Annotated in this window: 17 protein-coding genes, 1 tRNA gene and 1 riboswitch; of the genes, 5 read left to right on the top strand and 13 right to left on the bottom strand. The window is 73.6% G+C overall.

Annotated elements, in window-relative coordinates; all coding sequences use genetic code 11:
• Positions 1-34 precede the first annotated feature (34 nt).
• The 8 genes from Q7L65_RS24595 to Q7L65_RS24630 are packed head-to-tail and all read right to left on the bottom strand — an operon-like array spanning position 35 to position 12558.
• Positions 35-1627, bottom strand: a complete 1593-nt coding sequence (locus Q7L65_RS24595) for a cobyrinate a,c-diamide synthase (protein WP_304725503.1) — start codon at positions 1625-1627, stop codon at positions 35-37.
• Entirely contained in the window at positions 1624-2742 is a 1119-nt protein-coding gene (locus tag Q7L65_RS24600; protein WP_304725506.1) for a hypothetical protein, read from the bottom strand. Before Q7L65_RS24600 ends, Q7L65_RS24595 begins: the two co-directional genes overlap by 4 nt.
• The gene (gene cobO, locus Q7L65_RS24605; protein ID WP_304725510.1) at positions 2739-3371 is read right to left on the bottom strand and encodes a cob(I)yrinic acid a,c-diamide adenosyltransferase; all 633 of its coding nucleotides are present in this window, start codon (positions 3369-3371) and stop codon (positions 2739-2741) included. The genes Q7L65_RS24600 and cobO overlap by 4 nt, the downstream gene beginning before the upstream one ends.
• A complete protein-coding gene (locus Q7L65_RS24610) occupies positions 3368-5428 on the bottom strand; it encodes a VWA domain-containing protein (protein ID WP_304725513.1) in 2061 nt (686 codons plus the stop codon). The genes cobO and Q7L65_RS24610 overlap by 4 nt, the downstream gene beginning before the upstream one ends.
• The gene (gene cobN, locus Q7L65_RS24615; RefSeq protein WP_304725515.1) at positions 5425-9327 is read right to left on the bottom strand and encodes a cobaltochelatase subunit CobN; all 3903 of its coding nucleotides are present in this window, start codon (positions 9325-9327) and stop codon (positions 5425-5427) included. The genes Q7L65_RS24610 and cobN overlap by 4 nt, the downstream gene beginning before the upstream one ends.
• Positions 9312-10838, bottom strand: coding sequence for a cobyric acid synthase (locus tag Q7L65_RS24620; RefSeq protein WP_304725517.1), 1527 nt, complete (start codon positions 10836-10838; stop codon positions 9312-9314). Before Q7L65_RS24620 ends, cobN begins: the two co-directional genes overlap by 16 nt.
• Complete coding sequence (locus tag Q7L65_RS24625; protein WP_304725518.1) at positions 10835-11839, bottom strand: cobalamin biosynthesis protein; 1005 nt, start codon at positions 11837-11839, stop codon at positions 10835-10837. The genes Q7L65_RS24620 and Q7L65_RS24625 overlap by 4 nt, the downstream gene beginning before the upstream one ends.
• Positions 11836-12558 (bottom strand): histidine phosphatase family protein, encoded by a 723-nt coding sequence (locus tag Q7L65_RS24630; RefSeq protein WP_304725520.1) that lies wholly within the window; start codon positions 12556-12558, stop codon positions 11836-11838. Before Q7L65_RS24630 ends, Q7L65_RS24625 begins: the two co-directional genes overlap by 4 nt.
• Before the next feature lie 73 nt (positions 12559-12631).
• A riboswitch (adenosylcobalamin (AdoCbl) riboswitch) is annotated at positions 12632-12775 on the bottom strand.
• A 76-nt stretch (positions 12776-12851) separates the two neighbouring features.
• Here Q7L65_RS24630 and bluB point away from each other — a divergent pair.
• Positions 12852-14654, top strand: a complete 1803-nt coding sequence (gene bluB, locus Q7L65_RS24635) for a 5,6-dimethylbenzimidazole synthase (RefSeq protein ID WP_304725523.1) — start codon at positions 12852-12854, stop codon at positions 14652-14654.
• Positions 14651-15478: an adenosylcobinamide-GDP ribazoletransferase gene (gene cobS, locus Q7L65_RS24640; RefSeq protein WP_304725525.1), complete on the top strand. Its 828-nt coding sequence runs from the start codon at positions 14651-14653 to the stop codon at positions 15476-15478. The genes bluB and cobS overlap by 4 nt, the downstream gene beginning before the upstream one ends.
• On the opposite strand, the gene Q7L65_RS24645 is transcribed toward cobS, so the two are convergent.
• The 3 genes from Q7L65_RS24645 to Q7L65_RS24655 form a co-directional block, all read right to left on the bottom strand.
• On the bottom strand, positions 15465-16331 hold the full coding sequence (locus Q7L65_RS24645) for a helix-turn-helix transcriptional regulator (RefSeq protein ID WP_304725527.1): 867 nt from the start codon (positions 16329-16331) through the stop codon (positions 15465-15467). The two genes, cobS and Q7L65_RS24645, sit on opposite strands and share 14 nt — an antisense overlap.
• Before the next feature lie 61 nt (positions 16332-16392).
• Positions 16393-20094, bottom strand: coding sequence for an HtaA domain-containing protein (locus Q7L65_RS24650; RefSeq protein WP_304725529.1), 3702 nt, complete (start codon positions 20092-20094; stop codon positions 16393-16395).
• 131 nt (positions 20095-20225) lie between these two features.
• Positions 20226-20684: a hypothetical protein gene (locus tag Q7L65_RS24655; protein WP_304725531.1), complete on the bottom strand. Its 459-nt coding sequence runs from the start codon at positions 20682-20684 to the stop codon at positions 20226-20228.
• A 296-nt stretch (positions 20685-20980) separates the two neighbouring features.
• On the opposite strand from Q7L65_RS24655, the gene Q7L65_RS24660 reads away from it, so the two are divergent.
• On the top strand, positions 20981-21763 hold the full coding sequence (locus Q7L65_RS24660) for an SDR family oxidoreductase (protein WP_304725533.1): 783 nt from the start codon (positions 20981-20983) through the stop codon (positions 21761-21763).
• A 168-nt stretch (positions 21764-21931) separates the two neighbouring features.
• On the top strand, positions 21932-23311 hold the full coding sequence (locus tag Q7L65_RS24665; protein WP_304725540.1) for a glutamate decarboxylase: 1380 nt from the start codon (positions 21932-21934) through the stop codon (positions 23309-23311).
• Here Q7L65_RS24665 and Q7L65_RS24670 read toward each other — a convergent pair.
• Positions 23308-23739: a hypothetical protein gene (locus Q7L65_RS24670; RefSeq protein ID WP_304725542.1), complete on the bottom strand. Its 432-nt coding sequence runs from the start codon at positions 23737-23739 to the stop codon at positions 23308-23310. The two genes, Q7L65_RS24665 and Q7L65_RS24670, sit on opposite strands and share 4 nt — an antisense overlap.
• The gene (lexA, locus tag Q7L65_RS24675; protein ID WP_304725543.1) at positions 23739-24353 is read right to left on the bottom strand and encodes a transcriptional repressor LexA; all 615 of its coding nucleotides are present in this window, start codon (positions 24351-24353) and stop codon (positions 23739-23741) included. The genes Q7L65_RS24670 and lexA overlap by 1 nt, the downstream gene beginning before the upstream one ends.
• Positions 24354-24493: 140 nt before the next feature.
• Between lexA and Q7L65_RS24680 the strand changes: the two genes are divergently transcribed.
• Positions 24494-24578 (top strand) — tRNA-Leu (locus tag Q7L65_RS24680).
• Positions 24579-24647: the final 69 nt, after the last annotated feature.

Genomic DNA, 24647 nt, shown 5'->3' on the forward strand with positions numbered 1-24647 from the left:
CGCATGCCGCTGCGGATGAGAGATCGCGCGTGCGTCATCGCGTCCCGACCGCGCGACGATCGCGGGCAGCCTGCGCAAAGGCGTGTGCAAGATGTGGGAAAGCCGCCCAGTGCACATGCAGATAACTCGCCTGCACGGCGTCCGCGACGAACCCCTCGGAGCGCTCGACGCCGCGGGCGGTGAGCGTCCAGGCGGGGGTCGGAGAGGACGCCTCGCTCCCGGCCGGCGCGCGCGCGGACGACGAAGCCCCGCTTCCGGTCGGTGCCGGCACGGACGACGACGTCACGCCCCCGCCACGCGCCGGCTCAGACGCCGCCCCACTCCCCACCGGCTCCGCCTGCGAGTAGTGGAACTCGTGCCCGCGCACGCGCTCGCCCTGTGCCAGCCATGGTGTCGCGGTCGCCGCGGACGCCTCGCGGTAGCCGAGCGTGAGCCGTCTGCCCATCGCCGCGCGCACCGGCAGCACGCCGCACATCTCGTGACCGTCCAGCTCCGCGCCGAGATACAGCAAGCCGCCGCACTCCGCCAGCACCGGCCGGCCGGCCGCGGCGTGCGCGGCAACGTCGGCGCGCAGCGGAGCGTTGGCCGCCAGCTCGGCGCCGAAGATCTCGGGGAAGCCGCCCGCGAGCACGAGCGCGTCGGCGCCCTCCGGCAGCGCCTCGTCGCGCAGCGGATCGAACGACGCCAGCTCCGCCCCGGCCGCCTCGAGCAGCTCGAGGTTCTCGCGGTAGTGGAACGAGAACGCCGGCCCCTGCGCGATTGCGATCCGCAGCGGCCCGCCGACCTCGACACGGCTCCGCAGCGGTGCGCCGACCGCGCCATGGCTGGCCGCCCCCTCGCGCTCGCCGCTCCGCGCCACTCGCGTGCCGGCGCCGAGCGGAACGTTCGCGGCCGCGTCGCCGACGACCTGCGGGCTCCACGCCGGTCCCTCCTTCGCCGGCGCCGCGCGCGCCAGCGCCAGCAGCGCGTCGAGATCGGTCTGCGCAGCGATCGAGTCGGCCAACACGTCGAGCGCCTCGCGGCCGCGCGACTCGCGCTCGGCGACGGGCACGAGCCCGAGGTGGCGCTCCGGCGCGGAGATGCGCGGGTCTCGGCGCAGCGCTCCGAGCACCGGGATGCCGAGCGGCTCGACCGCTTCCCGCAACAGCAGCTCGTGGCCGTCGGATCCGACGCGGTTGAAGATCACGCCGGCGACGTCCAGCTCGGGATCGAAGCTGCGGAACCCGTGCACGATCGCCGCCGCGGAACGCGCCATCGCCGAGCCGTCGACGACGAGCACGACCGGCGCGCGCAACAGCTTCGCGACGTGCGCCGTCGAAGCCAGCTCGCCGCGGCCCGACGCACCGTCGAACAGTCCCATGACGCCTTCGATCACCGCGACGTCGGCGCCGACGGCGCCGTGACGAAAGAGCGGCGCGATCAGCTCGGCGCCGGAGAGGAACGCGTCGAGGTTGCGCCCCGCCCGCCCGGACGCGAGCGCGTGATAGCTCGGATCGATGTAGTCCGGGCCGACCTTGAACCCCTGCACCGTCAACCCGCGGCCCCGCAGCGCGCCGATCAACCCGCTCGCCACGGTCGTCTTGCCCGCGCCCGAGTTGGTCCCGGCGACGACGACCCGCGGGATCATGCCGCCACCAGCGCCCGCGGCACGAGCTCGGTGACGGGCAGCGCCGCGACGGCTCGTTCGGTGAGGCGGCCTTGCCCGGAACCTGGTCTCCCAGCGCTCCACGTCAAGCACGGCACCGGATCCGCATCGTGCAGTCCGCTCGCGGGATCGCAGCCGTGGTCCGGGCAGACGCGCAGCGTCCCGCCGACCGACCGCAGCGCCTCGCTCAACGGCGCGAGCAGGAGCGCGTCGGCGGCCTCGATCGCGGCGATCTTCGCGGCGGCGTCGCGCTCGTGCGCGGCCTCGTCCGGCGCGCCGACGTGGATGACGATCTGCTGCGCGCCCGCACGGATCGCCACGAGCGCCGCGCGCCTCTTCGCCGCGAGGTCGCTGCCCGGCCGGCCGGTCGCGCCGGCCGGCGTGACGACTCGCGCACCCATCAGCCGTGCGATTCCCGCGGCCGCGCCGGGCGCCGCGACGACGACGGTGGCCGCGTCGAGCAGCGGCGGGGGCACGATTCCCTCCGACCAGGGATGGAGGGTCACGCGCGCGGGACGTGTCGACGCAGCGGCGGCGCCCGCCGGCGCGGCCGACTCCAGCGCATGGAGCGACCAGGCGGCGAGGCCGGCCGCCAGCGTCTCGACCGACGGCAGCGCCTCCCGTCCGACCGCGAGCAGCCGGTGCCCGCCGAGCACGTGCAGCGCGTGACGCGGCAACTGCGCAGCGAGCGCGGCGCGCACGACGGAGGCGTCAGCGCGCGCCCCGTCGTCCGCGTCGCGCACGTCGATGCGCCAGGCGCGACCGTCGCGCGGCACGGCGATCTCACGCGCGGCCGCCTCGACCAGGCCGCGATCGACCGGGGCCGGCGGAACCCAGCCGAGCAGCGCGGGGATCGCGCTCTCCGAACCGGCCTCCAGCCGCGGCGCGACGGTCCGCACGCGCGCGAGCGAGCCCTCGCGCGCGAGCGTGTCGAGCGTCGGCGTCACCGCCCGCTCGAGGCTGGTCGGCGCGGCGCCGAGCGGCTCGCTCGCGCCGTCGAGGATCACGAGGACGCGCGGCGCCGACTCGCGCCCGCGGTCGTTCGCGCGTGCGACAGGACCGCGTCCGCCGACCATGTCCGCGCGCGCTGCTCTCACCACTCGATCCCCTGCTGCGCGCGGATGCCCTGGTCCATCGGGTGCTTGACCTTCGTCACCTCGGTCACGAGGTCGGCCAGCTCGATCAGCTCCGGCGCGGCGTCGCGGCCGGTGATCACGACGTGCTGGAAGCCCGGCCGCGTGCGCAGCGTCTCGACCACCTCGGCGGCGTCGATCCAGCCCCACTTGATCGGGTACGTGATCTCGTCGAGCAGCAGGAACTCGTAGCGCTCCTCGGCGATCGCGCGCTTGACCTCCGCCCAGCCCTCGCGCGCGAGGTCGGCCGACTCGTCGAGGTCTCTCGACAGCCACGACCAGCCGTCGCCCATCTTCTCCCAGTCGATCCCGCCCAGCGCCGCGGCGGCCTTCGCCTCGCCGACCTTCCACTTGCCGGACTTGACGAACTGGAAGACGCCGCATCTGTATCTGCGCGCCCACGCGCGCAGCAGCATCCCGAAGGCGGCCGTCGACTTGCCCTTGCCCTGCCCGGTGTAGACCATCACGAGCGCTCTGTCGCGCGGCTTGCGGCGCTTCGGCTCGGCGCTGCCGCGGTCCCCCGGCCGGTGCGGCACGTCGACGTCGTCGCCTCCGTGCTTGGCGAGCGGATCCGTCGTCGGCATGTCGGTCATGCGGCGCTCCTGCGGGTAGGGGGGGCGAATGCGGGCGCGAGCCGGTGCAGGTCGCCGCCCGCGGCGACCGCGACCCGGCCCGCGAGCCCGAGGCGGACGTGACCGTCTTCGGTGTCGACGACGTGGACGGCGTCCGCAGCGCGGCCGAGCGCGCGCGCCGCGGCGGGGACCGCGCCGTGCGGATCCTGCACGCGACCGTCCGTCAGCACGACCGCGACCGAGCGACGGTGCGGATCGCGCACGGCCTCGCGCCCGATCACCAGCGCCGCCTCGCGCAGCCCGGCGGCGAGCGGCGTGCGGCCCCCGGTCGGCAGCGCGCGGATCGCGGCGCCGGCCTGCTCCAACGGCGCGCCTGGTCTGACAAGCAGTTCAGCGCGCGCGTCGCGGAACGCGATCACCGCGACCCGATCGCGCCGCGCGTACGCATCGCGCAGCAGCCCGAGCAGCGCCCCCTTCACCTTCGCAAGCCGCTGCCGCGCCCCCATCGACCCGCTCGCGTCGACCACCAGGCACAACAGCACCGCCTCGCGCCCCGCGCGCACGTGCTCGTGCAGCGGGATCGGGCCGGCGGCGCGGACCACCGACATGCTCGGGTCGACATACGACCCGAGCTCGCCACGCATCGGCGGCGCACCAGCCACCAACCGCGCCCGCAGGCTGGCGACGACGGCGAGGTCGCCGGACTGAGGACCCGCGGCGCGGCTGTCGATCGCGCCGACGCCGGCGCCCCTCCCCCGCGCGCGGCGACCGGCCGGCCCGGAGCCCGCGCCGTCGAGCACCAGAGCGGCAAGCGGAAGCTGGGCGGGCGCGGGCGGATCGCGCCGCTCGCGGGCGCGGGCGGTCGGGGAGAACGAGGCGGGACCAGCCGACGCGGAGACCGAGCCGGCCTGGTCCCCCGCCCCGCTCTCCCCCCCAGACGATCCGTCGGCGCCGCCCATCCCGCTGGAAGGCCCGTCACCAGAGCCCGAGGGTGCGGGCGAACCGTCCCCCTGCGGCGACGGCGGACCATTCCCCTCAGGCTCAGGCTCCAGATCCCCGTCCCCCGGCTCCCCGTCCAGCGCCCGCTGCAGGTCCTCGTCGGTGCCGCCGTCGGGACCGCCGCCGAGCGGGTCGCGGTGGCGGCGGTGGGCGAGCGCGAGCCTGGCGGCACGGCGGACGTGATCCTCGGAGACCTCGTCGGCGCCGTCGAGCGCCGCGAGCGCCTGCGCGGCGCGGGCGCAGACGATGTCGCCGCGCACGCCGTCGATCTCCAGCTCGGCGCAGGCGCCGGTGATGCGCAGCAGCTCGCGCTCGGGCAGGCGCACGCCGCCGACGCGAGCGCGCGCCGCGGCGATCCGCTCGCGCAGCTCGTCCTCCGAGGCCGCGAAGCGTGCGGCGAAAGCGGCGGGATCACGCTCGAACGCGAGCCGGCGGCGGACGATCTCGGCCCGCACGACGCGGTCGCGCGGCGCTCTCACCTCGACGCCGAGGCCGAAGCGGTCCAGCAGCTGCGGGCGCAGCTCGCCCTCCTCGACGTTCATCGTGCCGACGAGCAGGAAGCGCGCGGCGTGCGAGGCGCTGACCGCCTCGCGCTCGACCCGCGCGACACCCGACGCGGCCGCGTCGAGCAGCGCGTCGACGAGGTGGTCGGGCAGCAGGTTGACCTCGTCGACGTAGAGGATCCCGCGGTGCGCGCGGGCGAGCAGCCCGGCCTCGAACGCCTGCTCGCCGGCGAGCGCGCGGCCGAGGTCGAGCGCGCCGACGAGCCGGTCCAGCGTCGCGCCGAGCGGCAGCTCCACCAGCGGCGCGGGCCGCGGCGCGAGCGGCGCGTCGTGCGGCACCGGGCCGTGCGGCGACTGCTCCCCGGGCGCGAACGCGAACGCCTGGTCGACCGCCGCGTCGACCGCCGGCAGCAGCGGCGCGAGCGCCCGCACCGCGGTCGACTTCGCCGTCCCGCGCTCGCCGCGCACGAGCACGCCGCCGACGTCGGGCGCGACGGCGTTGACGAGCAGCGCCTCGACGAGCGCCTCCTGGCCGACGAGCGCGGACAGCGGGAAGACGTGCGCCGTCCCGCTCACGGCGCGACCTCGCCGCTGGAAGACCGAGCCCCCTGGGCGAGATCTTCCGACGCAACCCGAGGCCGCAGGCCGAGCGGTTGCGCCGCCTCCTCCAGCTCGCCCTCCAGCGCCAGGAACCGCTCGCGGATCGCGTCGAGGGTCGACGATTCCGGCGCCGCCCACATGCCGCGATCGGCCGCTTCGAGCAGCTTCTCGGCGATCGCGCGACCGGCCCACGGGTTCGACTGCGCGACGAACGCCGCGACGTCCTCGTCGAGCAGATACTTCTGCGCGACCTGCTCGTACATCCAGTCCTCGGCGACGCCGGCGGTCGCGTCGTAGCCGAACAGGTAGTCGACCGTCGCCGACAGCTCGGCGGCGCCCTTGTAACCGTGGCGGATCATCGAGGCGATCCAGCGGGGGTTGGCCACGCGCGCGCGGAAGACCCGCTTCGTCTCCTCCTCCAGCGAGCGGGCGACCGCGCGCGAGGGGTCGGAGGAGTCGCCCAGATACGCCGCGGGCGCGCGGCCGGTGAGCGCCCGCACGGTCGCGATCATGCCGCCGTGGTACTGGTAGTAGTCGTCGGAGTCGAGGATGTCGTGCTCGCGCGAGTCGACGTTCTTGACCGCCACGTCGATGCGCCCGAACGCCTCGCGCATCGCCTCGCGCGCGGGCGCGCCGTCGAGCCCGCGACCGTACGCGTACCCGCCCCACGCCTCGTAGACCTCGGCGATGTCGGCGTCGTTGCGCCAGTCGCGCGTCTCCAGCAGCTGCAGCAGGCCGGCGCCGTAGGTGCCCGGCTTGGAGCCGAAGATCCGCGTCGTCGCGCGGCGCCAGGCGGCGTCTCCGCCCAGCTCGGCGGCGAGCCGCTCGGCATCGGCGCGCGCGTGCGCGGCGACGTAGTTGTCGGCGTCCTGCTCGTCCAGCGCCGCGACCCGCGCGACGGCGTCGTCGAGCAGGTTGACGAGGTGCGGGAAGGCGTCGCGGAAGAAGCCGGAGATCCGCACGGTCACGTCGATCCGCGGGCGGCCCAGCTCGGCGAGCGGGATCACCTCGATGCCCGTCACGCGGTGCGACTCCGGATGCCACTTCGGCCGCACGCCCAGCAGCGCGAGGATCTCCGCGACGTCGTCGCCCTGCGTGCGCATCGCCGCGGTCCCCCACGCCACCAGGCCGACCGTTCTCGGCAGCGCGCCGTGGTCGCGACGGTGACGCTCCAGCAGCGCGTCGGCGAGCTTCACGCCGACGCCCCACGACAGCTCCGACGGCAGCGCGCGCGGATCGACCGAGTAGAAGTTGCGCCCGGTCGGCAGCACGTCGATCCGCCCGCGCGTCGGCGCGCCCGACGGCCCGGCGGGAATGTGTCGCCCGTTCAGCGCCGCGACGACGTGCTCCAGCTCCTCGGTCGTGCGCAGCACGCGCGGGAGGACCTCGATGCAGGCGAAGCGAAGGGTGCGGGCGACCTGGGTCGTTCTCCCGCTGGCCAGGCCGCCGCCCGCCGCGCCGCTGCCCGCCGTGACCCCGAGCACGTCCGCGACGACGTCATCGATCGCCCCCACGTCCCACCCGCGCTCCGCCAACCCGTCCAACAGCGCCATCTGCGCGCTCTCCAACCGGTCCACCAGGTCCCCGTTGCTCGCCGCCGGACCGCGGAAGCGCTCCACCAGAGCGGCCGGCACGTCGCCCGCGAAGGGCGCGCCCGCGGCCGCCACGAGCGCTTCCTCGTCGAGCCCGTACGCGAGCCCGACCGCGCGGCGCAGGCCGACCACAGACCCTGATCCGAGGCGCAGGAGCGCGCTCACGAGCCCGCGCAGCTGTTCACCGGCCGGCACGCGGCCGAGCACGTGCAGGCCGTCCTTGATCTGGATGTCCTTGACCTCGCAGAGGTAGCCGTCGATGTGCTCGACCAGCTCACCGAGGTCATCGGGGCCGAGCTCCGCGACGCCCAGCTCCGCCTGCAGGTTCGCCTTCTCGATCGCGGTCCAGATCCGCGCCGCCAGCGCCGGCAGCTTCGGCGGGTCGAGCACCTCCAGCCGCGCGTACTCGTCGAGCAGCGCCTCCAGCACGGCCATCTCGTCGTAGGAGTCCGCGCGCATCATCGGCGGGATCAGGTGGTCGACGATCACGGCGTGCGCGCGGCGCTTGGCCTGCACGCCCTCGCCCGGGTCGTTGACGACGAACGGGTAGATCAGCGGCAGCTCGCCGAGCGTCGCGTCCGGCGCGCAGCCGCGCGACAGCGCCAGCGTCTTGCCCGGCAGCCACTCCAGCGTGCCGTGCTTGCCGAGGTGGACGATCGCGTCCGCTCTCCATGCCTGCTCGATCCACCAGTAGACCGCCAGGTAGTGGTGCGTCGGCGGCAGCTCGGGGTCGTGGTAGATCCCGACCGGATCCTCGCCGTAGCCGCGCGGAGGCTGGATCGCGACCAGCACGTCGCCCAGCTCCAGGCCCGCGATCACGAAGTCGTCGCCGTCGAGGTAGCGGTCGCCGGGCGGCGGGCCCCACTTCTCCTCGATCGACGCGCGCAGCTCCGCTTCGAGCGTCGCGTAGCGCGCCAGGTAGTCCGCGACCGGCATCCGCAGCGGCGCGGCGGCGAGCTGCTCGTCGGTGAGGAACTCGGGGTCGTGGCCGCCGGAACCGATCAGCGCGTGCATCAGCGCGTCGCCGTCGGCGAAGGGATGCTCGACGTTCATGCCGTCCGCTCTCAGCGCCTCGAACAGCGTGATCGCCGACGCCGGCGTGTCGAGCCCGACGGCCATGCCGACCTTCGCGTGCTTGGTCGGGAAGCTCGTCAGCAGCACCGCGACTCTGCGCTGCGCCGCCGGCAGGAAGCGCAGTCGCGCGTGTCTGACGGCGAGCCGCGCGACGTGGCCGCAGCGCTCGGCGTCCGGCACGTAGCGCGGGACCGCGACGCCGACCGGCGAGTCCTCCGCCGCGTCGCGCTCCTTGAACGAGATCACGCCGCCGAGCAGGCGCCCGTCGAACTCCGGGATCGCGACCTGCGTCGCGGAGTCCAGCGGCGACAGCCCGGTGTCCGACGCCTCCCACGCCGCGCGCGACGCGGTCGCGGTGATCGCCTGGATGACCGGCACGTCAAGCGCCGCGAGCGCGGTCGCGTCCCACTCCTGCCAGTCGTCGGCGGCGCCGTCGGTCTCGGCCTCGGCCGCCGTCCGCGCTGCATCCCCCGCGTTCGACCCGCCGGTCGCGAGCATCGTCGTGACGAGTGCGTCGACGTGGCCCTCGAGCAGCGCCAGCGCCGGGACGTGGCCGTCGGCGTCGCGCCGCAGCGTGTAGCTCCAGACCGCGAGCGGGTTCGCCCCCGCGCGTTCGACCTCGGCGCAGAGCGTGTCGACGAAGGCGGTGTTGCCGGTGAGGCGGTGAGAGCGGTAGAAGCAGATCCCGACGGTCGGGCGGTCGGGCTCGTGCCCGGCGGTCGCCTCCTCCAGCGTCACGTCGCCGACGCCCGGCAGGTACACGCCGAGGTCCGGCGTCTCGTGCGGCGGCTCGAAGCCCCAGCCCTCCAGCAGGAACGTGTCGGCGAGGAAGCGCAGCAGCTGCTCGACGTTGGAGACGTCGCCGTGGCGCAGGTACTCGCCGGCCTGCGCGACGGCGCCGGTCGGCGCGGTTGACAGCGCGGTCATCTCGGCGTCGGGCTCGGCCTCGCCGCCGAGCGCGAGCAGCGGCACGCCCGCGGCTGCGCAGCGCTCGGCCAGCAGCGGCAGCCCGTCGGGCCAGCCGCGTCTGCCGCCGAGGACCCGCACGAGCACCACGCGCGCGCCGTCCATCACCTCGTCGACGAGCTGCGCGGCGTCCACGCCGTACGGGTTGGCGCAACGCACCTGGGGGAATTCGCTGGGCAGCGCCTGCACCGCCGCCGCTGTGGCGAGGATCTCGGTGTCGGCGGTCGTCACGAAACGGAGCACGTGCGCACCTCTGTGTGGACGGTCGGAAGGCCGGCGGGAACTCCGCCGCTGATGAGGTCGGTGAGACGGTCGGTGTCGACGTGGCGCTCGATCAGGTCGCCGAGCACGTCGAGGCGGCTCTCGCGCGCCGCGGCGAAGTTGACGTCGCCGGGGCGGAAGTCGCGCTCGCGCACGCGCGCGACGTGCAGCAGCAGCGCGCGCCGGAACGCGTCGTGCTCCAGCGCGCCGTGCCACGAGGTGCCGATCACGGCGCCGGAGCGGCAGCCGTCCGGCTCCTGGTCGCCGGCGTCGCGCAGCAGCGGTTCGCCGCCGTGGCGGGTGACGCGGCCGTGGCGGATCTCGTAGCCGGCGACCGGCGACATCAGCCACGCGCACGAGCCGGAGCGGCGGCGCAGCAGCTTGTCGGGGTGGAAGGCGGTCATGACCGGCAGCAGGCCGAGGCCGTCGACGACGCCCAGTCTCGACTCGACCCGGTCCTCGATCCGCTCCCCGAGCAGCTGGTAGCCGCCGCAGACGCCGAGGATCGGCAGGCCCGCCGCCGCGCGCGCCGCGAGCACGCGGTCGAGGCCGTCGTCGCGGATCCGCTGCAGGTCCTCGACGGTCGCCTTCGTGCCGGGGATCACGACGAGGTCGGCGCGCTCGAGGTCGACGGCGGAGCGCGTGAAGCGGACGCGCACGCCCGGCTCGCTCGCGAGCGCGTCGACGTCGGTGAAGTTGCTCATCCAGCGCAGCCGCAGGACCGCGACGTCGAGCGTCTCGCCGAGCGCCGGCAGCTCCGGCCGCGGCGATTCCAACGCCAGCGAGTCCTCGACGTCCATCCACAGGTCCTCGACGTGCGGCAGGACCCCGAGCGTCGCGCGGCCGGTCTGCCGTTGCAGTTGGTCGAGCCCGGGTTGCAGGATCGACGCATCGCCGCGGAACTTGTTGATCAGGAAGCCTGCGATGTGCGACTGGTCGCGTTCGTCCAGCAGCGCGAGCGTCCCGAACAACGACGCCATCACGCCGCCGCGGTCGATGTCGCCGACGACGAGGACCGGCAGGTTCGCCGCGGTCGCGAGGCCCATGTTCGTCAGGTCGCCCTCGCGCAGGTTGATCTCCGCAGGGCTGCCGGCGCCCTCGCAGACGACCACGTCGAAGCGCTCGCGCAGATCGGCCAGCGCGGCGCCGACGATCGGCTTCAGCTCGTGCTTGAGCTGCTGATAGGAGCGCGCGTCGGCGTCCGCGTACGGCTTGCCCATCACGACGATCTGGCTGTGCCTGTGTCCCGACGGCTTGATCAGGACCGGGTTCATCGCCGCCTCGGTCTCGATCCCGCACGCCGCCGCCTGCGCCGCCTGCGCCCGCCCGATCTCGCTCCCGTCCTGCGCGACGACGGAGTTCAACGCCATGTTCTGCGCCTTGAACGGAGCGACCTTGACCCCCTGGCGCGCCAGCCACCGGCAGATCCCGGTCGTCACGACCGACTTCCCGGCGTCGGAGTGAGTGCCGGCGATGAGAATCGCGCCTCTCATGTGGTGGCTCCGTTGCGCGATTCGGGGCGGACCGACGGATTGCTGCCGTGGAGCGGCAGGAGACGTGCGGTCCTCAGGGCGGCGGCGCGCGCGAGCGCCGCAACCGCCGCTGCGCCCGCCCCGACCGCCAGGCTCAGCCGTGCGGCCCGGACCGCGTCGGCGGCCTGCGGGGCGCGGCCGTCGCCGAGCGTCGGGCGGTCCTCGTGGCGGGTGCCGTACTGCAGCGGCCCGCCGAGGCGCAGGTCCAGCGCGCCGGCGAAGGCGGCCTCCATGCGGCCGGCGTTGGGGCTCGGGTGGGCGGCCCCGTCGCGGCGCAGGATCCGCCAGGCGGCGCGCGGGGAGCCGCCGGCGACGGGCGCGGTGGCGACAGTCAGCAGCGCGCCGAGGCGGGCGCCGGGCCAGCCGATCGCGTCGTCGAGCTTGGCGGCGGCGAAGCCGAAGCGCTCGTAGCGCTCGCTGTGGTGACCGACCATCGCGTCGAGCGTATTCGCCGCGCGGTAGCCGGCGATGCCCGCGGGACCGGCGACCGCGCCCCAGACGAGCGCGCCGACGACGGCGTCGGCCGTGTTCTCCGCGAGCGACTCGACGACCGCGCGGCTGATCCCGCTCGCGTCGAGCTGCGACGGATCGCGTCCTGCCAGCGCCGGCAGCGCGGCGCGGGCGCCGTCGATGTCATCGGCAGCAACGCGCCCCGCGATCCGCTTCCCCTCGCGCGTGAGGCTGCGCCCTCCCAGCGCTCCCCACGTCAGCGCGACGAGCACGAGCGCCCGACCACGCCGCGGCGCGACCCGCTCCGCCACGCGCGCAGCACCCTCCGCGGCGACCGCGGCTGCGCCGACGAGCGTCGCGGTGAACACCGCCCCGCGCAGCCGGCTCGGCGCGTACAAGACCCGCTCGAGCGCGAGCGCCACGCGCCCGAACCCGGCGACCGGATGAAACCGCCGCGGATCCCCGAACGCGAGATCGGCGGCCCAGCCGGCGGCGAGCGCGACGCCGGTCACGCGCGCGCCACCCCGCTCGCCGCCGCCGCGGCGCCAGCCGGCTCGTGTGCCTCACCGGGCACGCGCGCCGCCCCGCTCGCCGCCGCCGCGGCGCCAGCCGGCTCGTGTGCCTCACCGGTCCCGCTTGCCACCCCCGGTCGCCGCCCAGCCTGCTCCAGCGGGCAGTTCGTGCGGGAGACCGTCCAGCGGCCGTCGTGGGCGTGCAGTTCGGTGACCGTGAGCGGGGCGACGTCGAGGCGCCAGAAAGCGTCGAGCGGAGCGCCGAGCGCGTGCACGAGCGCAGCCTTCACGACGCCGCCGTGGGTGATCGCGAGCGTCGCGCCGTCGCCGGCAGCCTGCTCGTCAAGCCAGCCGCCGACGCGCGCCGCGAACGCGCGCAGGCTCTCGCCGTCGTGCGGCGCTGCATCCGGATCGCCCATCCAGGCCGCGACCGCGGCGGGATCGTCCGCGTGGACCTCCGCGAGCGGGCGCCCGGCCCAGGCGCCGAAGTCGGACTCGGCGATCCGCGGTTCGACCTGCGGCGACAGCCCCGCGGCGGCAGCCGTCTGCGCGCAGCGCAGCGCGGGGCTCGCGAGGATCTGCGTCGCCGCGCTCCCCACCAGCCCGGCAACCCCGGCCGCGAGCGTCTCCGCGCCCGGCTCGATCGGCTCGTCAGCCGGGAACGCAGCAGCCCGCGTCGCGCTCGTCGCGGCGTGGCGCACGAGCAGCAGGCGCCTCACGTCGTGCGCGCCGAGGGGTCGGATGCGGCAGGGCGCCGACCAGGCTGCGGCGGAGTCGAACGGTGCATCGGCGGTACCTCCTCGGGATCCAGCGTCCCGATCGTGGAAGGAGTTGCAGTGGCGGAGTTCCTGACTTCCGGCTGTGGAGCCGGACACAGTGGCGCGACCGTCCCGGATTCCCACCGGGTTCCTTCCACCACCACACTGACGGCCGCATCGTATCGCCTGCACCGATGCGTCCGTCCCCGCCAGGCGGGTGCCGATCGTCCGCGACCGCTCTAGGCTGTCGAGCCGTGAGCAGCGATCTGCGACCACCACGGCCGGCGACGCCGGAGGGCTTCGACGCCTCGCGCGCCGCCGAGCGCGCCGCCGACCCGAGCGGCTGGCGCTTCAGCGACGACGAGCGCGCGAGCGTCTACCGCGTGATCGCGCAGCGGCGCGACATCCGCCGCTTCCGCCCCGACCCGGTGCCGCAGGAGGCGCTGGAGCGGATCCTCGCCGCCGCGCACCAGGCGCCGTCGGTCGGCCTGATGCAGCCGTGGCGGCTGATCGTCGTGAGCGAGTTGGAGACGAAGCTGGAGCTGCGTCGCCTCGCCCAGCGCGAGCGGCTGCTGCAGGCGGACAAGTTCGACGACAGGGCGCGCCACTTCCTCGACCAGAAGATCGAGGGGATCGTCGAGGCCCCGCTCGGGATCTGCGTCTGCTGCGACCACGGCGACCCCGGCGCCGAGATCCTCGGTCGCGGCACGATCCCGGAGACGGACGTCTACAGCGCCGCCTGCGCGATCGAGAACCTGTGGCTGGCAGCGCGCGCGGAGGGGCTCGGGATCGGCTGGGTCAGCTTCTACCGCCCCGACGACCTGCGCGCGCTGCTGCAGATCCCCGCCCGCGTCGACCCGATGGCGTGGCTGTGCGTCGGCTGGCCCGACGAGCGCCCCGTCCGCCCCGGCCTCGAAGCCGCCGGCTGGTCGAAGCGGATGCCGTTGGAGGACGTGGTGATGGAGGAGCGGTGGCGTGAGGATGCCAGCGTTCCCCTTGCCGGAACAGTTTCGGTGGGCCCCGACCGCGCCGCCGCGATCGCCGCGCGCGATCGCTCGGATCAGCTCGTCAAGCCGGCCGGGAGCCTCGGCGCGCTGGAGGCGCTGATCGAGCGGTGGGCGTCGATCACGGGCGCGGCGCCGCCGAGCCGGCCGCGCGCCGGCGTGCTCGTCTGCGCCGCCGATCACGGTCACGTCGTGCACGGCACCAGCCTCTTCGACGCCGCCGTCTCGGCGCAGGTCGCGGGCGCCGCGGCGCGCGGGCAGAGCGCGGTCGGCGTGCTCGCGCGGCGCGACGACCACGAGCTGCTGATCGCCGACGTCGGCCTCGTCGCCGCGACGCCCGCGGGCGTGCGCGATGCGAAGCTCGCCGCCGGCTCCGCCGACATGACCGTCGCCCCCGCGCTGACCGACGCGCAACTCGACGCGGCGCTCGCGCTCGGCGCCCAGCTCGTCGCCGAACTGACCGAGCGCGAGCGCGGCATCGAGTGCATCGCGCTCGGCGAGATCGGCATCGGCAACACGACGACGACCGCGGCGCTCGCGAGCGCGCTGCTCGGCGTCGAGGCGCAGCGCACGGTCGGCCGCGGCACCGGCGTCGATGCGGCGGGGCTGGAGCGCAAGCGGGCGGTCGTGAGCGCCGCGCTGACGCGGGCGGGGATCAGACCCAAGCGCTCGGAAGGCTCTCGTGCAGACGCCCGCACCGCCCTGCTCCAAGTCGGCGGCCTCGAACTCGCCGCGCTCGCCGGGGCGGTCGCCGAGGCGGCGCGGCGGCGACTGCCGGTCGTGCTCGACGGGTACGCGGTCGCGACGGCGGCGCTTGCCGCGGTCGGGCTCGATCCGGCCGTCGCCGAATCGCTGATCGCCAGCCACCGCTCAGCCGAGCCGGGCCACGCGCTCGTGCTCGCGGAGCTGGGTCTGGAGCCGATCCTGGATCTGCGCCTGCGGCTCGGCGAGGCGTCCGGCGCGCTGCTCGCGCTGCCCGTCCTCGCAGCGGCCGGCGCCCTTCACCGCGAGATGGGCACGTTCGCCGAGTCGGGCGTCGACGGGCCGCGGTGACCGGCTCGGACCGCACCGCACCCGCGTCCAGACCGCCCGCCGCCGACGGAGCCGCGTCCGCGCCGCGCAGCTCCAATCCGCTCCGCGCCACCCTCTCCGACATCGCCCTCGCGCTCTCCTTCCTGACGCTCGTCCCGGTCCCGGCGGCAGCGCTCAGCGCCGGCAGCATGGCGCGCGCGGCGGGCTGGTTCCCGCTCGTCGGAGCCGGGATCGGCACGGCCGCGGGCGGTGTCCGAGCGGCGACGGCCCCCCTCTTCGGCGACGCTCCCGCGACCGTCATCGCGCTGATCGTGCTCGTCGGGATCACCGGCGCGCTGCACCAGGACGGGCTCGCCGACAGCGCCGACGGACTCGGCGTCCGCGGCGACCGCGAGCGGCGCCTCGCCGTCATGCGCGACTCCGCGATCGGCGTCTTCGGGATGCTCGCGCTGCTCGGCTGGGGCCTGCTGCTGCTCACGACGCTCACGCCGCTGAGCGACGCGCACGTGCTCGCCGCGCTGATCGCCGCGGGCGCCCTCAGCCGCGCCGCCGCGCTCCTGCACGCGAAAGCGACGCCGCCCGCGCGCCGCGACGGGCTCGGCGCCGGCTTCACGGTTCACCCCGGCGCGCTCGCGGCCGGCGCCGCCACCGGCGTCGCAGCCGCACTGCTCGCAGCCGGCCCGGCCCGCGGCGCGCTGGCGATCGCGACCGCCGCGCTCGTCGCCGCCGCGTCAGTCGTCTGGGCCCGTCGCACGCTCGGCGGCCGCACCGGCGACACGCTCGGCGCGACGGTCGCGCTGTGCGAACTCGCCGTCTGCCTCGCGCTCGCCGCTAGCTGGCAGTAGCCGCGGCACGCTCCAACGGCAGCTCCGTCAACGACGCGAGCAACCGCATCGCCTGCTCGGATCTCGACCCCGGCTCGACGTTGTAGATGAAAAGCGTCTGCTCGGGATCGTCGGGCAGTCTCAAAGCCTCGTAGGTGATCTCCAGAGCGCCGACGAGCGGGTGGCAGAAGCGCTTGACGCCATGGCTGCGTCTCAGCACGTCGTGCTCCGCCCACCAGCGGCGAAACAGCTCGCTCTTGACCGACAGCTCGCCGACGAGCGCCGACAGCTCCCGGTCGTCGGGGTAGCGGCCGGCCTCCAGTCGCAGCACCGCGACGTCGTCGCGCGCGATCGCCTCCCAGTCGGGCGACAGCTCGCGCGCGCTCGGGTCGAGGAAGAGCCAGCGCGCGTGGTTGCGCACGGTCGGCTCGGGCGTGTCGAAGTCGGCCATCAGCGCACGCGCCATCCAGTTCGACGCGAGGATGTCGAGGCGGCGGCCGATCACGAACGCCGGTGTCTGCTGCGCGTCGATCAGCAGGCGCACGCCGGGGCGCACGCGCTGCTGCGGCGACGCCGGCGCCCGCCGCCGCACGCGCGCCGGCTGCGCGAGGTCGAACAGGTGCGCGCGCTCGGTCTCGTTCAGCTGCAGCGCTCGCGCGACCGCTTCGAGCACCGTCTCCGAGACGTTCGCGCCGCGGCCCTGCTCCAACCGCATGTAGTAGTCCGGGCTGACGCCCGCGACGCGCGCCAGCTCCTCCCGCCGCAGCCCCGGCACGCGCCGATGGCCGGGCGTCGGCTCGATCCCGACGTCGGCCGGCTGCAATCGCGCCCGGCGCGAGCGCAGGAACTCGCGCAGTTCGTCGTTCGGTTCCATCACTCCAGTATGCAACGGCGCGCACTACGGGATCGAGGGACGAGCTTCGCCACACGGTCGCTCACCTCCGCGATCGTGTGCTGCCCGCCCGTCTCGCCTTGATCGTGACCTTCACCGCGCGGGTCGTCGTTCTGCCGCCGTGCGTGACCTTCAGCCGCAGCTTCACGACCGCTCTGCGTCCCTTCAACCGGGCCGCGGCCGGCTTCGACAGCCGCACCCGCAGCGCCGCGCGCTTGCCGGCCTTCAGCGTCTTCGGCCACAGCACGACGAGCGTGTAGCGCTTGCCGCCGATCTTGACTGTCACGCGCTTGGGCGCGGAGAGTCTGCACGCGCCGCCGCTCGCCGGGCACGTCACCGTCGCAAGCGTCGCGATGCGCTTGGCGCCGACCGTCTGCGCCCCCTTCGGCAGCTTGAACGAAGGCGGCTTCACGACCGGCTGCGGCTTCGGTTGCGGCTGGGGCTGCGGCTGCGGTTGCGGCTGCGGCTGCGGCTGCGGCTGCGGGTCCGGCCCGGTCTCCGGCGCCAGCGCCGTGCCGTCGAAGTCGACGACGAACGGTGCCGGCGACTTGGACGCGTCCGCCGCGCCGCCGGAGGAGTACCAGTAGGAGCCGAGCCCGGTCTTGACCTGGAAGTCGACGAACGGCTGCGGCCACGCGCCCCAGTCCGTCGCGCTGCGGCTCTGCGGCGTCAGCCCGGCCGGCAGGCTGACCTCGACGCCCGCGTAGTCCGGCGCGATCGTGATCGCGCCCGCGGGATCCAGCTCGACCCCGGAGAAGGTCGCGACCGTCACGCCGGCGACCGGCGCCAGCGGCGTGCGCTCGTTCGGGTTCGCCTGGCTCGACGCGTAGCCCGAGAGGTCCGCCGTCAGCGCCCCGGTCCCGCTCGCGTCGATCGTCAGCCGCGGATCGGTCAGCGTGAACGGGACCAGCCCGCCGTAGAAGTTGACCGTGAACGCGCCGCTCCAGCGCACCGTCGCGGACCCGTCCGGCTCGATCCGCCCGCTGCCGCCGAGCAGCCGCACGAGCTGGTCGTCTTCGCCGCTGACGTGGTCGGCGCGCGTGGCCCAGCTCGCCGCCGTCTCTGCCCCAGAGGTCGACACGTGCAGGATCTGGACGGTCCGCGAGTGCGCCGCGTACGTCGTCTCGCTGCCGTCGGAGACGCCCGCCGAGAAGTAGTTGCTGCCGCCGAACGGCGGCGCCTTCTGCAGCTCGGCGTTGCCGCGCCAGTCGAGGTCGACGCGCGTCAGGTCGATGCCGCCCGCTGGGATCGTCGTTCTCGGGTTGACGGTCAGCTTCACGGTGCGCGAGTAGACCGTGCCCAGGTCGTTGGACAGCCGTGCGCGGAACAGCGCGCCGGACTGGTCGACGTTCGTCGCCTTGACGATCAGCGTCCCGTCGTCGACCTCGACGTCGTCGTCGGAGACAACCGGCTGCCAGAAGCCGGCGACCCGCCGCTGCCACTCGATCGTGGGCTCGGGCGCGCCGTCGCCGAGCAGCTGGAGGGTCGCATCGCGCCCGGCGGTCGTGACGACATCGAGCGGCTGGAACGTCACGCGCGGCGCGTAGTCGACCCCGAGCGTCGCCGGCTCGCTCGCGAGCTGTCCCGCCGCGTTGGAGAACAGCGCGCGGTACTGCGTCCCGTCCATCCCACGCTGCGCGGCGACGGTCAGCGACGCGTTCGTCGCGCCCGCGATCGTTCTGAAGCGCGACGAGCCCGGCGTCTTGACCTGCCACTGCTGGCCGGGCGCGGGCGTCGCGGTCGCCGCGGCGGTGAACGTCACGTCGGCGGACGGCTGGTCAGCCGCGAGCGCCACGTCTCTGTCCTGCGGATCGGTCGCGACCGTCGGCGTGATGCCGAGACGGGTCAGCTTCGCGAAGCCATAGCTGGTGGCGCCGACGGTCGCCCCTCTGCCGTCCTCGGACTGCATCCAGAGCGTGTGATCGGGACCCGCGGCGAGCACTCCGAGGCGGGTGTTGCGCGTCTGGAACGTCTGCTCACCGGCAAGCCGCCCGTCGCGCACCGCGACGATCCGCTTCGTCTTCAGGCCTGCCGCCCAGACCGTGCCGTCCTCGGGATCGATCGTCAGGCCCGTGCTCGGGAGGTCGGACACCCCGGTCGCGGGGAAGCCGAGTCTGACCGCCGGCTCGGCCGTGATCGGCCCGCTCGCCGGCGTCACGTCGAAGCGCTGGACGGTCCCGCCGGCACCGATGTTGACCAGCCCGACGGTCCCGTCGCCGGCTGCCAGCGCGACCGTGTAGCGGGCCGTGTTCGCGTTCGTGACGTCGGTCCCGGGGATCGCGGCGGCCGTGGCGGTGCCGTCGCTGTTCGTGACGACCCGGTAGGCGCCGGGAACCGTCGTCGGCGGCGTGACCGCCCCGGCCGGCCGGCTCTGCTGTTGGTCGCCGAGGAGGATCAGCGAACCGTCGCTCGCCACGGCGCCGAGACGCTGGTAGCGGAAGAAGTTGAGGTTGGCGGGGCCGTTGGGCAGGTCGTACGTTCTCAGCTGCCAGGTGTCGTCGGACTGCGCGGTGTACGTGCGCAGCTGCCATCTGTGGTTGTCGTAGTCGGTCGCGCCGACGCCGTCCGGGACGGTGCGCACGACCTCGAACGCCCGCTGCCCGATCGGATCCCACGCAAGGTTGGCGTTGTCCTGAAAGGTCGGGATCGGCTCTCTGTCCTCGCCTTGGACGTATCTGCCCTGGGCGCGGTCGAAGCGGATCCAGCGCTGTGGATATGCGTTCTCGTCGGTGCTCGCATAGATCTTGCCGCTGCTGGTGTCGTTCAGCAGCACGTTGCCGAACTCCGAGAGCGGCAGTCTCAACGGCTGGCCGAGCTTCGCCATCGTCTGCAGGTCGAACGCCTGGTAGGTCCAGTATTCGACGTCAGCCTCGTCGCTCGACCACGTCGCGTAGTGCGCCAGCCCGTGCTGCGGATCGACCGCGACCGTCTGGAAGTTGCCGTTGGGCGTGTCGGCCGGCGCGAGCACCTCGTTGTGGTCGAGCGCGAGCTTCACGCTGCCGGCGGCGTCGAACGTCTCGGAGAAGTCCGGCGCACCGCCCGGGCCGGTGTACGCGACGTCGACGCGGTCGACGTCGATCCCATTCGGATAGGAGTCGGCGAAGACCGGGCTCGAGTTCGCATTCGTCGTCGCGCGGATACCCGACCACGTCGTCGTGCCGCCGGCGACCGTCGGCGTGATGCCGTCGACGGCGAGGTCGACGAGCGCGATCCGGCCGTAGTCGATGATCCGCCAAGTCGCGAGGCTGCGGCTCGTCGTGACGGCGGAGACGGCCGCCTCGTCCCGGCTGATCGTGACGACGGGATCGGTGACGGTGACGTCGAGCAGGTCGATCGGGAGCGGACCGTCGTAGCCGGCCGGCGGGGCGGGCAGACCCGGCTCCAGCGCCGTGTTGTGCTTTCTCCAGCGCGCGGTGCCCTTGTATCTGAGCACCGTCGTGCCGGTGTCGGCGTCGTAGCTGCCGGAGTCGAACGCCCAGCCGACGTTGAAGCCGACGGTGCTGGCGTCGGGCACGATCGTCGCGCCGTCGGTGACGGCTGGCTGCTGTGCGTACTGCCGCCACGAGAGCTTGAATCCCCACGCGAGCGGTTCGCCCTGCGTGATCGCGACCGGCGCGGCGGACGCGTCGCGGACGGGACCGGCTGCTGCCAGGCCGAGGACGACGAGCAGCGCGGCGAGCAGAAACTGCCAGCGCGCGCGAGCGGAGCTGCGTCCTGACGACGCGGACGGTGCGAGGGGAATCATCGGGCTCTCGTGGGTCGGGGGGAGTGGGCGATACGTCGAGGCGCGCCGCGGGGTGCGCCCGGAAGACTCGATCGGTGGCGTGACCGGTGCCGCCCAGGGGCGGCACCGGTCACTCCGATGGGATCAGGCGATCAGAACGTGAGCGGTGCGGCCTCGGCTCCGAGCGGCGTGAAAATCGCGTCGTAGTACGACACGACGACCGCACAGGGATCGGTGCCGAAGCTGCTTCTGCAGGCGGTCGACGCAAACAGGGGCGTGCCGCCAGGCACGAACGACACGTCGTCGAACGTGCCGTTGACGGTCACTCTGCCTCTGGTCGTGGCGATCGGCGTCGGCGCCGTGAAGCTGCCGGCCGCGCCGTTGCAGTCGAGACCCCAGTTGAGCGGGGTCGCGTTGGTGATGTTGCATTCGGCAAGCGTGTACTGCGTGGCTCTCGCCGGCGGCGACGAGATCGTGGCGGTCAGCGTCTGACCGTCTGTCGGGGTGTTGTCGTTGACAGTGACCGTCGCCCCGGCGGTCGTGGCGCCGAGCGCAAGGATCGTGCCGGCCGCAACGGCCAGGCTGGTGAGACGTCGTGTGATGCGACTCACGGGTCTGCTCCTCTTCGTGGTCGGACGCGAGCGCCGGACGGCGCTCGCGCGATGCCAAGGGGAGGGCCGGCCGCGGGGCCCCCTAGGGCGCGACCTTCCCCAGTGAGTTAGGGCGCCCTAACTCGACCGGAAACATATGCGTTCGCCGCGCGCGCGTCAAGGCGCCTATACGTCGTTCGTCGAGATCCGCGAATCTCGTCTTCCGGCTATCGGGCCCAGCACATGAACATAGGCCTGCTGGAACCAGGCTCAGCCCACCACTCATGCTGCGGACATGCGCGTGGTCTCCTCGCTGCATGAGCACGAACGCACCCATTTCAACCCGTCCCCTCGCCGGCCGCGTCGCGGTCATCACCGGCGCCTCCAGCGGAATCGGCGGCGCGACCGCCGAGGCGCTCGCCGCCGACGGCGCGGCCGTCGCGCTGCTGGCCCGGCGCGGCGACCGCATCGACGCGCTCGCGACCCGCATCGAGCAGTCCGGCGGCAGCGCGCTCGGGATCGCGACCGATGTGACCGACGCCGACGCCGTCGAGCGCGCCGGCGCGCAGATCCGCGAGCGGCTCGGTCGTCCCAGCCTGCTGTTCAACAACGCCGGCGTGATGCTGCCCGCCCCGATCGAGGAGCTGCGCCGCGACCAGTGGAACCAGCAGATCGACCTCAACCTGAAGGGCCTGATGAACGCGATCGGCACCTTCGTCCCCGACCTCGTCGCGTCCGCGGCCGACGGCGGCCCGTCCGACCTGATCAACACGTCGTCGATCGGCGCGCAGAACATCTTCCCCAACTTCGCCGTCTACACCGCCACGAAGGCGTTCGTGACGCACCTCTCGCGTCACCTGCGCGTCGAGCTGGGCCCGAAGTTCGTGCGCGTGATGGCGCTGGAGCCGGGGATCGTCCTGACCGAGCTGAGCGACCACGTCACCGACGACAACGTGAACGCGTGGCTGGCCGACACGCGCGAGCGGATCGAGCTGCTGCAGCCGCAGGACGTCGCGCGGACGGTCGCCTTCGCGGCCGGTCTGCCCCGCCACGTGAACCTGCAGCAGCTGACCGTGATGCCGACGCAGCAGCAGAGCTGACCGCCCGAAGACCGTCACCGTGACGTTGACGGGTCCGCCTGTCGCTTCAGCGCGCGTGCGCTGAGCTGGAGGTTCGACCTGCGCAGCCTGCGCGTTGTCGGCGCTTCGCCAACAGCGCGCAGGGCTGCGGTAGGGTCGCGAGACCAGCGGCAATCAGGGAGACACCCCGTGGGACTTGACGAGCAGACCGACACCGGGCGCGAGATCAGCGTCCCCGAGCGCTACTTCACGCAGCCTGCGCCGGTGCGGGAGATGCCCGAGCACAGCCGTGACCCGCGCGTGGCGCTCCAGATCCTGGAGTCGGAGATGATCCTCGACGGGGATCCGGCGAAGAACCTCGCGACGTTCGTCACGACGACGATGGAGCCCGAGGCGCGCTACGTCATCGAGAACAACCTCCACCGCAACTGGATCGACCACGCCGAGTACCCGCGCACGGCCGAGATCGCGAACCGCTGCGTGCGGATGCTGCACCATCTCTTTCACGGCGTCGAGTGCCCCGAGGTGCCCGGCACCGCGACAGCCGGCTCGTCGGAGGCCGTGATGCTCGGCGCGCTCGCGATGAAGTGGCGCTGGAAGAACGCGCGCGAGAAGGCCGGCAAGTCGACCGACAAGCCGAATCTCGTCTACGGCGCCGACGTGCACGTCGTGTGGGACAAGTTCTGCCGCTACTTCGACGTCGAGCCGCGCCAGGTGAACCTGCCGAAGGGGCGCTACACGGTCGGCGCCGAGGATCTCGCGCCGCAGATCGACGAGAACACGATCGGCGTCGTCGCGGTCGTCGGCACGACGTTCACGGGCGAGTGCGACGACGTCGCCGGGATCGACGCGATGCTGAGAGAGCTGGCGAGCACGAGAGGGCTCGACGTGCCGATGCACGTCGACGCGGCCAGCGGCGGCTTCGTCTTCCCGTTCAGCCTGCCGGAGTTCGAGTGGGACTTCCGCCTCGACACGGTCAAGTCGATCAACGTCTCGGGCCACAAGTTCGGGCTCGTCTACCCGGGCGTCGGCTGGCTCGTCTTCCGCGACGAGCACCAGTTGCCCGAGCAGCTGGTCTTCTACGAGGACTACCTCGGCGAGCGCGACGCGACCTTCACGCTCAACTTCTCCGGCAGCTCGTCGTTCATCCTCGCGCAGTACTACAACTTCGTCCGCTACGGCAAGCAGGGCTACGCGTCGCTGGTGCGCGCGATGGACATGAACGCGTCGGCGTTGTCGGAGCGGCTGGCGGGCGAGGACGCGCTCGAGCTGGTCGGCGGCGAGCCGCGCCTGCCGCTCGTGATCGCGAAGGTGCGCCCGGAGGAGAGATTCACCGGCACCGACCTCGTCGCCGAACTGGCCCAGCGGCGTGCCTGGATGGTCCCGGCCTACCAGCTGCCGCCGGACAACGACGACCAGCAGATCATCCGCATCCTCGTGAAGATCAACCAGTCACGCGAGCTCGCCGACGCCCTCGCCGAGGACTTCGCCGCCTCGATCGCCGACCTGCGCAAGCGCGCCGCCGGCCACCACGTGCACAAGAAGGTGCACAGAGGACACGGGTACTAAGAGAGCATCGTCGCGCAGCTGTCGCAGCGCCCGCCGACGACGGCGGACGCGCCGCCGTTGACGTCGCGGCCGCGAACCGGCCGCAACGCCCCCTCGCACAGCGGGCACTGCACGGCGGCCTGAGCGGCGAGCCCCTCCCACGCCCCGACGATCAACTCGTCGAGCGTCGGCTCACCGCCCACGCCGCCGTGCGTGTGCGCCGTGCCACCGGCGTCCGTGCCCGCGTCCTGCTCGTCCGTCGCGGGTGCGGTTGCCTCCCAGCCCTCCGCCTCCCGGACGTACGTCTCACGTTCGCGCAGCAGTCGACGCTCCAGCGCCGTCGGCTCGCCCGCCGGACGCGCCGGCGCCTGCTGCGGCGCCTCGACCACGTCGAGCGAGTCGAACAGCGACGGCGGGCGGTCGACGCGCTCGGCCACAGCGACACTCATCACATACTCCGCATGAGGCCGATGACCTTCCCAAGGATCTGGACCTCCTTGGTCCGGATCGGCTCCATCGCGTCGTTCTCCGGCTGCAGCCGGATGTGGTCCGACTCCTGGAAGAAGCGCTTCACGGTGGCCTCCTCGCCGACCAGCGCGACGACGATCTCACCGTCGCGGGCGGTTTCCTGTCTGCGCACGACGACGAGGTCGTCGGGCAGGATGCCGGCGTCCTTCATCGACTCGCCGCGCACGCGCAGGAGGTACTCGCCTTCGTCCCCCCCGGCGACCGACGGCGTCTCGATGTAGTCCTCGATCTCCTCCTCGGCGAGCACCGGCTGACCGGCCTGGACCTGGCCGACGAGCGGCAGCCCAGCGGGCTTGACGATGTTCTTGATCCCGTCGACGGCCTTGTCGAGCAGCTCGATCGCCCGTGGCTTCGACGGATCGCGCCGCAACAGCCCGACCTTCTCGAGGTTCGCCAGATGAGCGTGCACCGTCGAAGACGACGCCAGGCCCACGGCCTTGCCGATGTCCCGCACCGTGGGTGGGTACCCATGCCGAGACGAGTACGACTTGATGAACTCGAAGATCTCCTGCTGGCGCTTCGTGAGGTCCACCATCAGGCGACAAGCTCCTCATTGCTAGGGGTCGAGACGAACATGTGTTCGACATGATACGCATGCCCCGGACGGATGCAAAGCACACCCCCGCCGACCACGCGCCCCCGCCCGCCGGCCACGGCTATACTCCGCCTCCCCACGCGGTCGTGGCGGAATTGGTAGACGCGCAAGGTTGAGGGCCTTGTGGGGGATAACCCCGTGGAGGTTCGAGTCCTCTCGACCGCATTTTCCTCGAAAGGTCCGCACGCACGTGCGGGCCTTTCTTGTTGGTGCTGCCGCAGCGACTGCAACCAT

Origin of the sequence: Conexibacter sp. CPCC 206217 (genome assembly GCF_030646165.1) — a bacterium.
Lineage (GTDB): Bacteria > Actinomycetota > Thermoleophilia > Solirubrobacterales > Solirubrobacteraceae > Conexibacter.

Coding starts and splice junctions, on each gene's coding strand:
- Q7L65_RS24595 (WP_304725503.1), bottom strand. CDS start 1,627: ATGATCCCGCGGGTCGTCGTCGCCGGGACCAACTCGGGCGCGGGCAAG.
- cobO (WP_304725510.1), bottom strand. CDS start 3,371: ATGACCGACATGCCGACGACGGATCCGCTCGCCAAGCACGGAGGCGAC.
- Q7L65_RS24620 (WP_304725517.1), bottom strand. CDS start 10,838: ATGAGAGGCGCGATTCTCATCGCCGGCACTCACTCCGACGCCGGGAAG.
- Q7L65_RS24645 (WP_304725527.1), bottom strand. CDS start 16,331: ATGGAACCGAACGACGAACTGCGCGAGTTCCTGCGCTCGCGCCGGGCG.
- Q7L65_RS24650 (WP_304725529.1), bottom strand. CDS start 20,094: ATGATTCCCCTCGCACCGTCCGCGTCGTCAGGACGCAGCTCCGCTCGC.
- Q7L65_RS24660 (WP_304725533.1), top strand. CDS start 20,981: ATGAGCACGAACGCACCCATTTCAACCCGTCCCCTCGCCGGCCGCGTC.
- Q7L65_RS24670 (WP_304725542.1), bottom strand. CDS start 23,739: ATGAGTGTCGCTGTGGCCGAGCGCGTCGACCGCCCGCCGTCGCTGTTC.
- lexA (WP_304725543.1), bottom strand. CDS start 24,353: ATGGTGGACCTCACGAAGCGCCAGCAGGAGATCTTCGAGTTCATCAAG.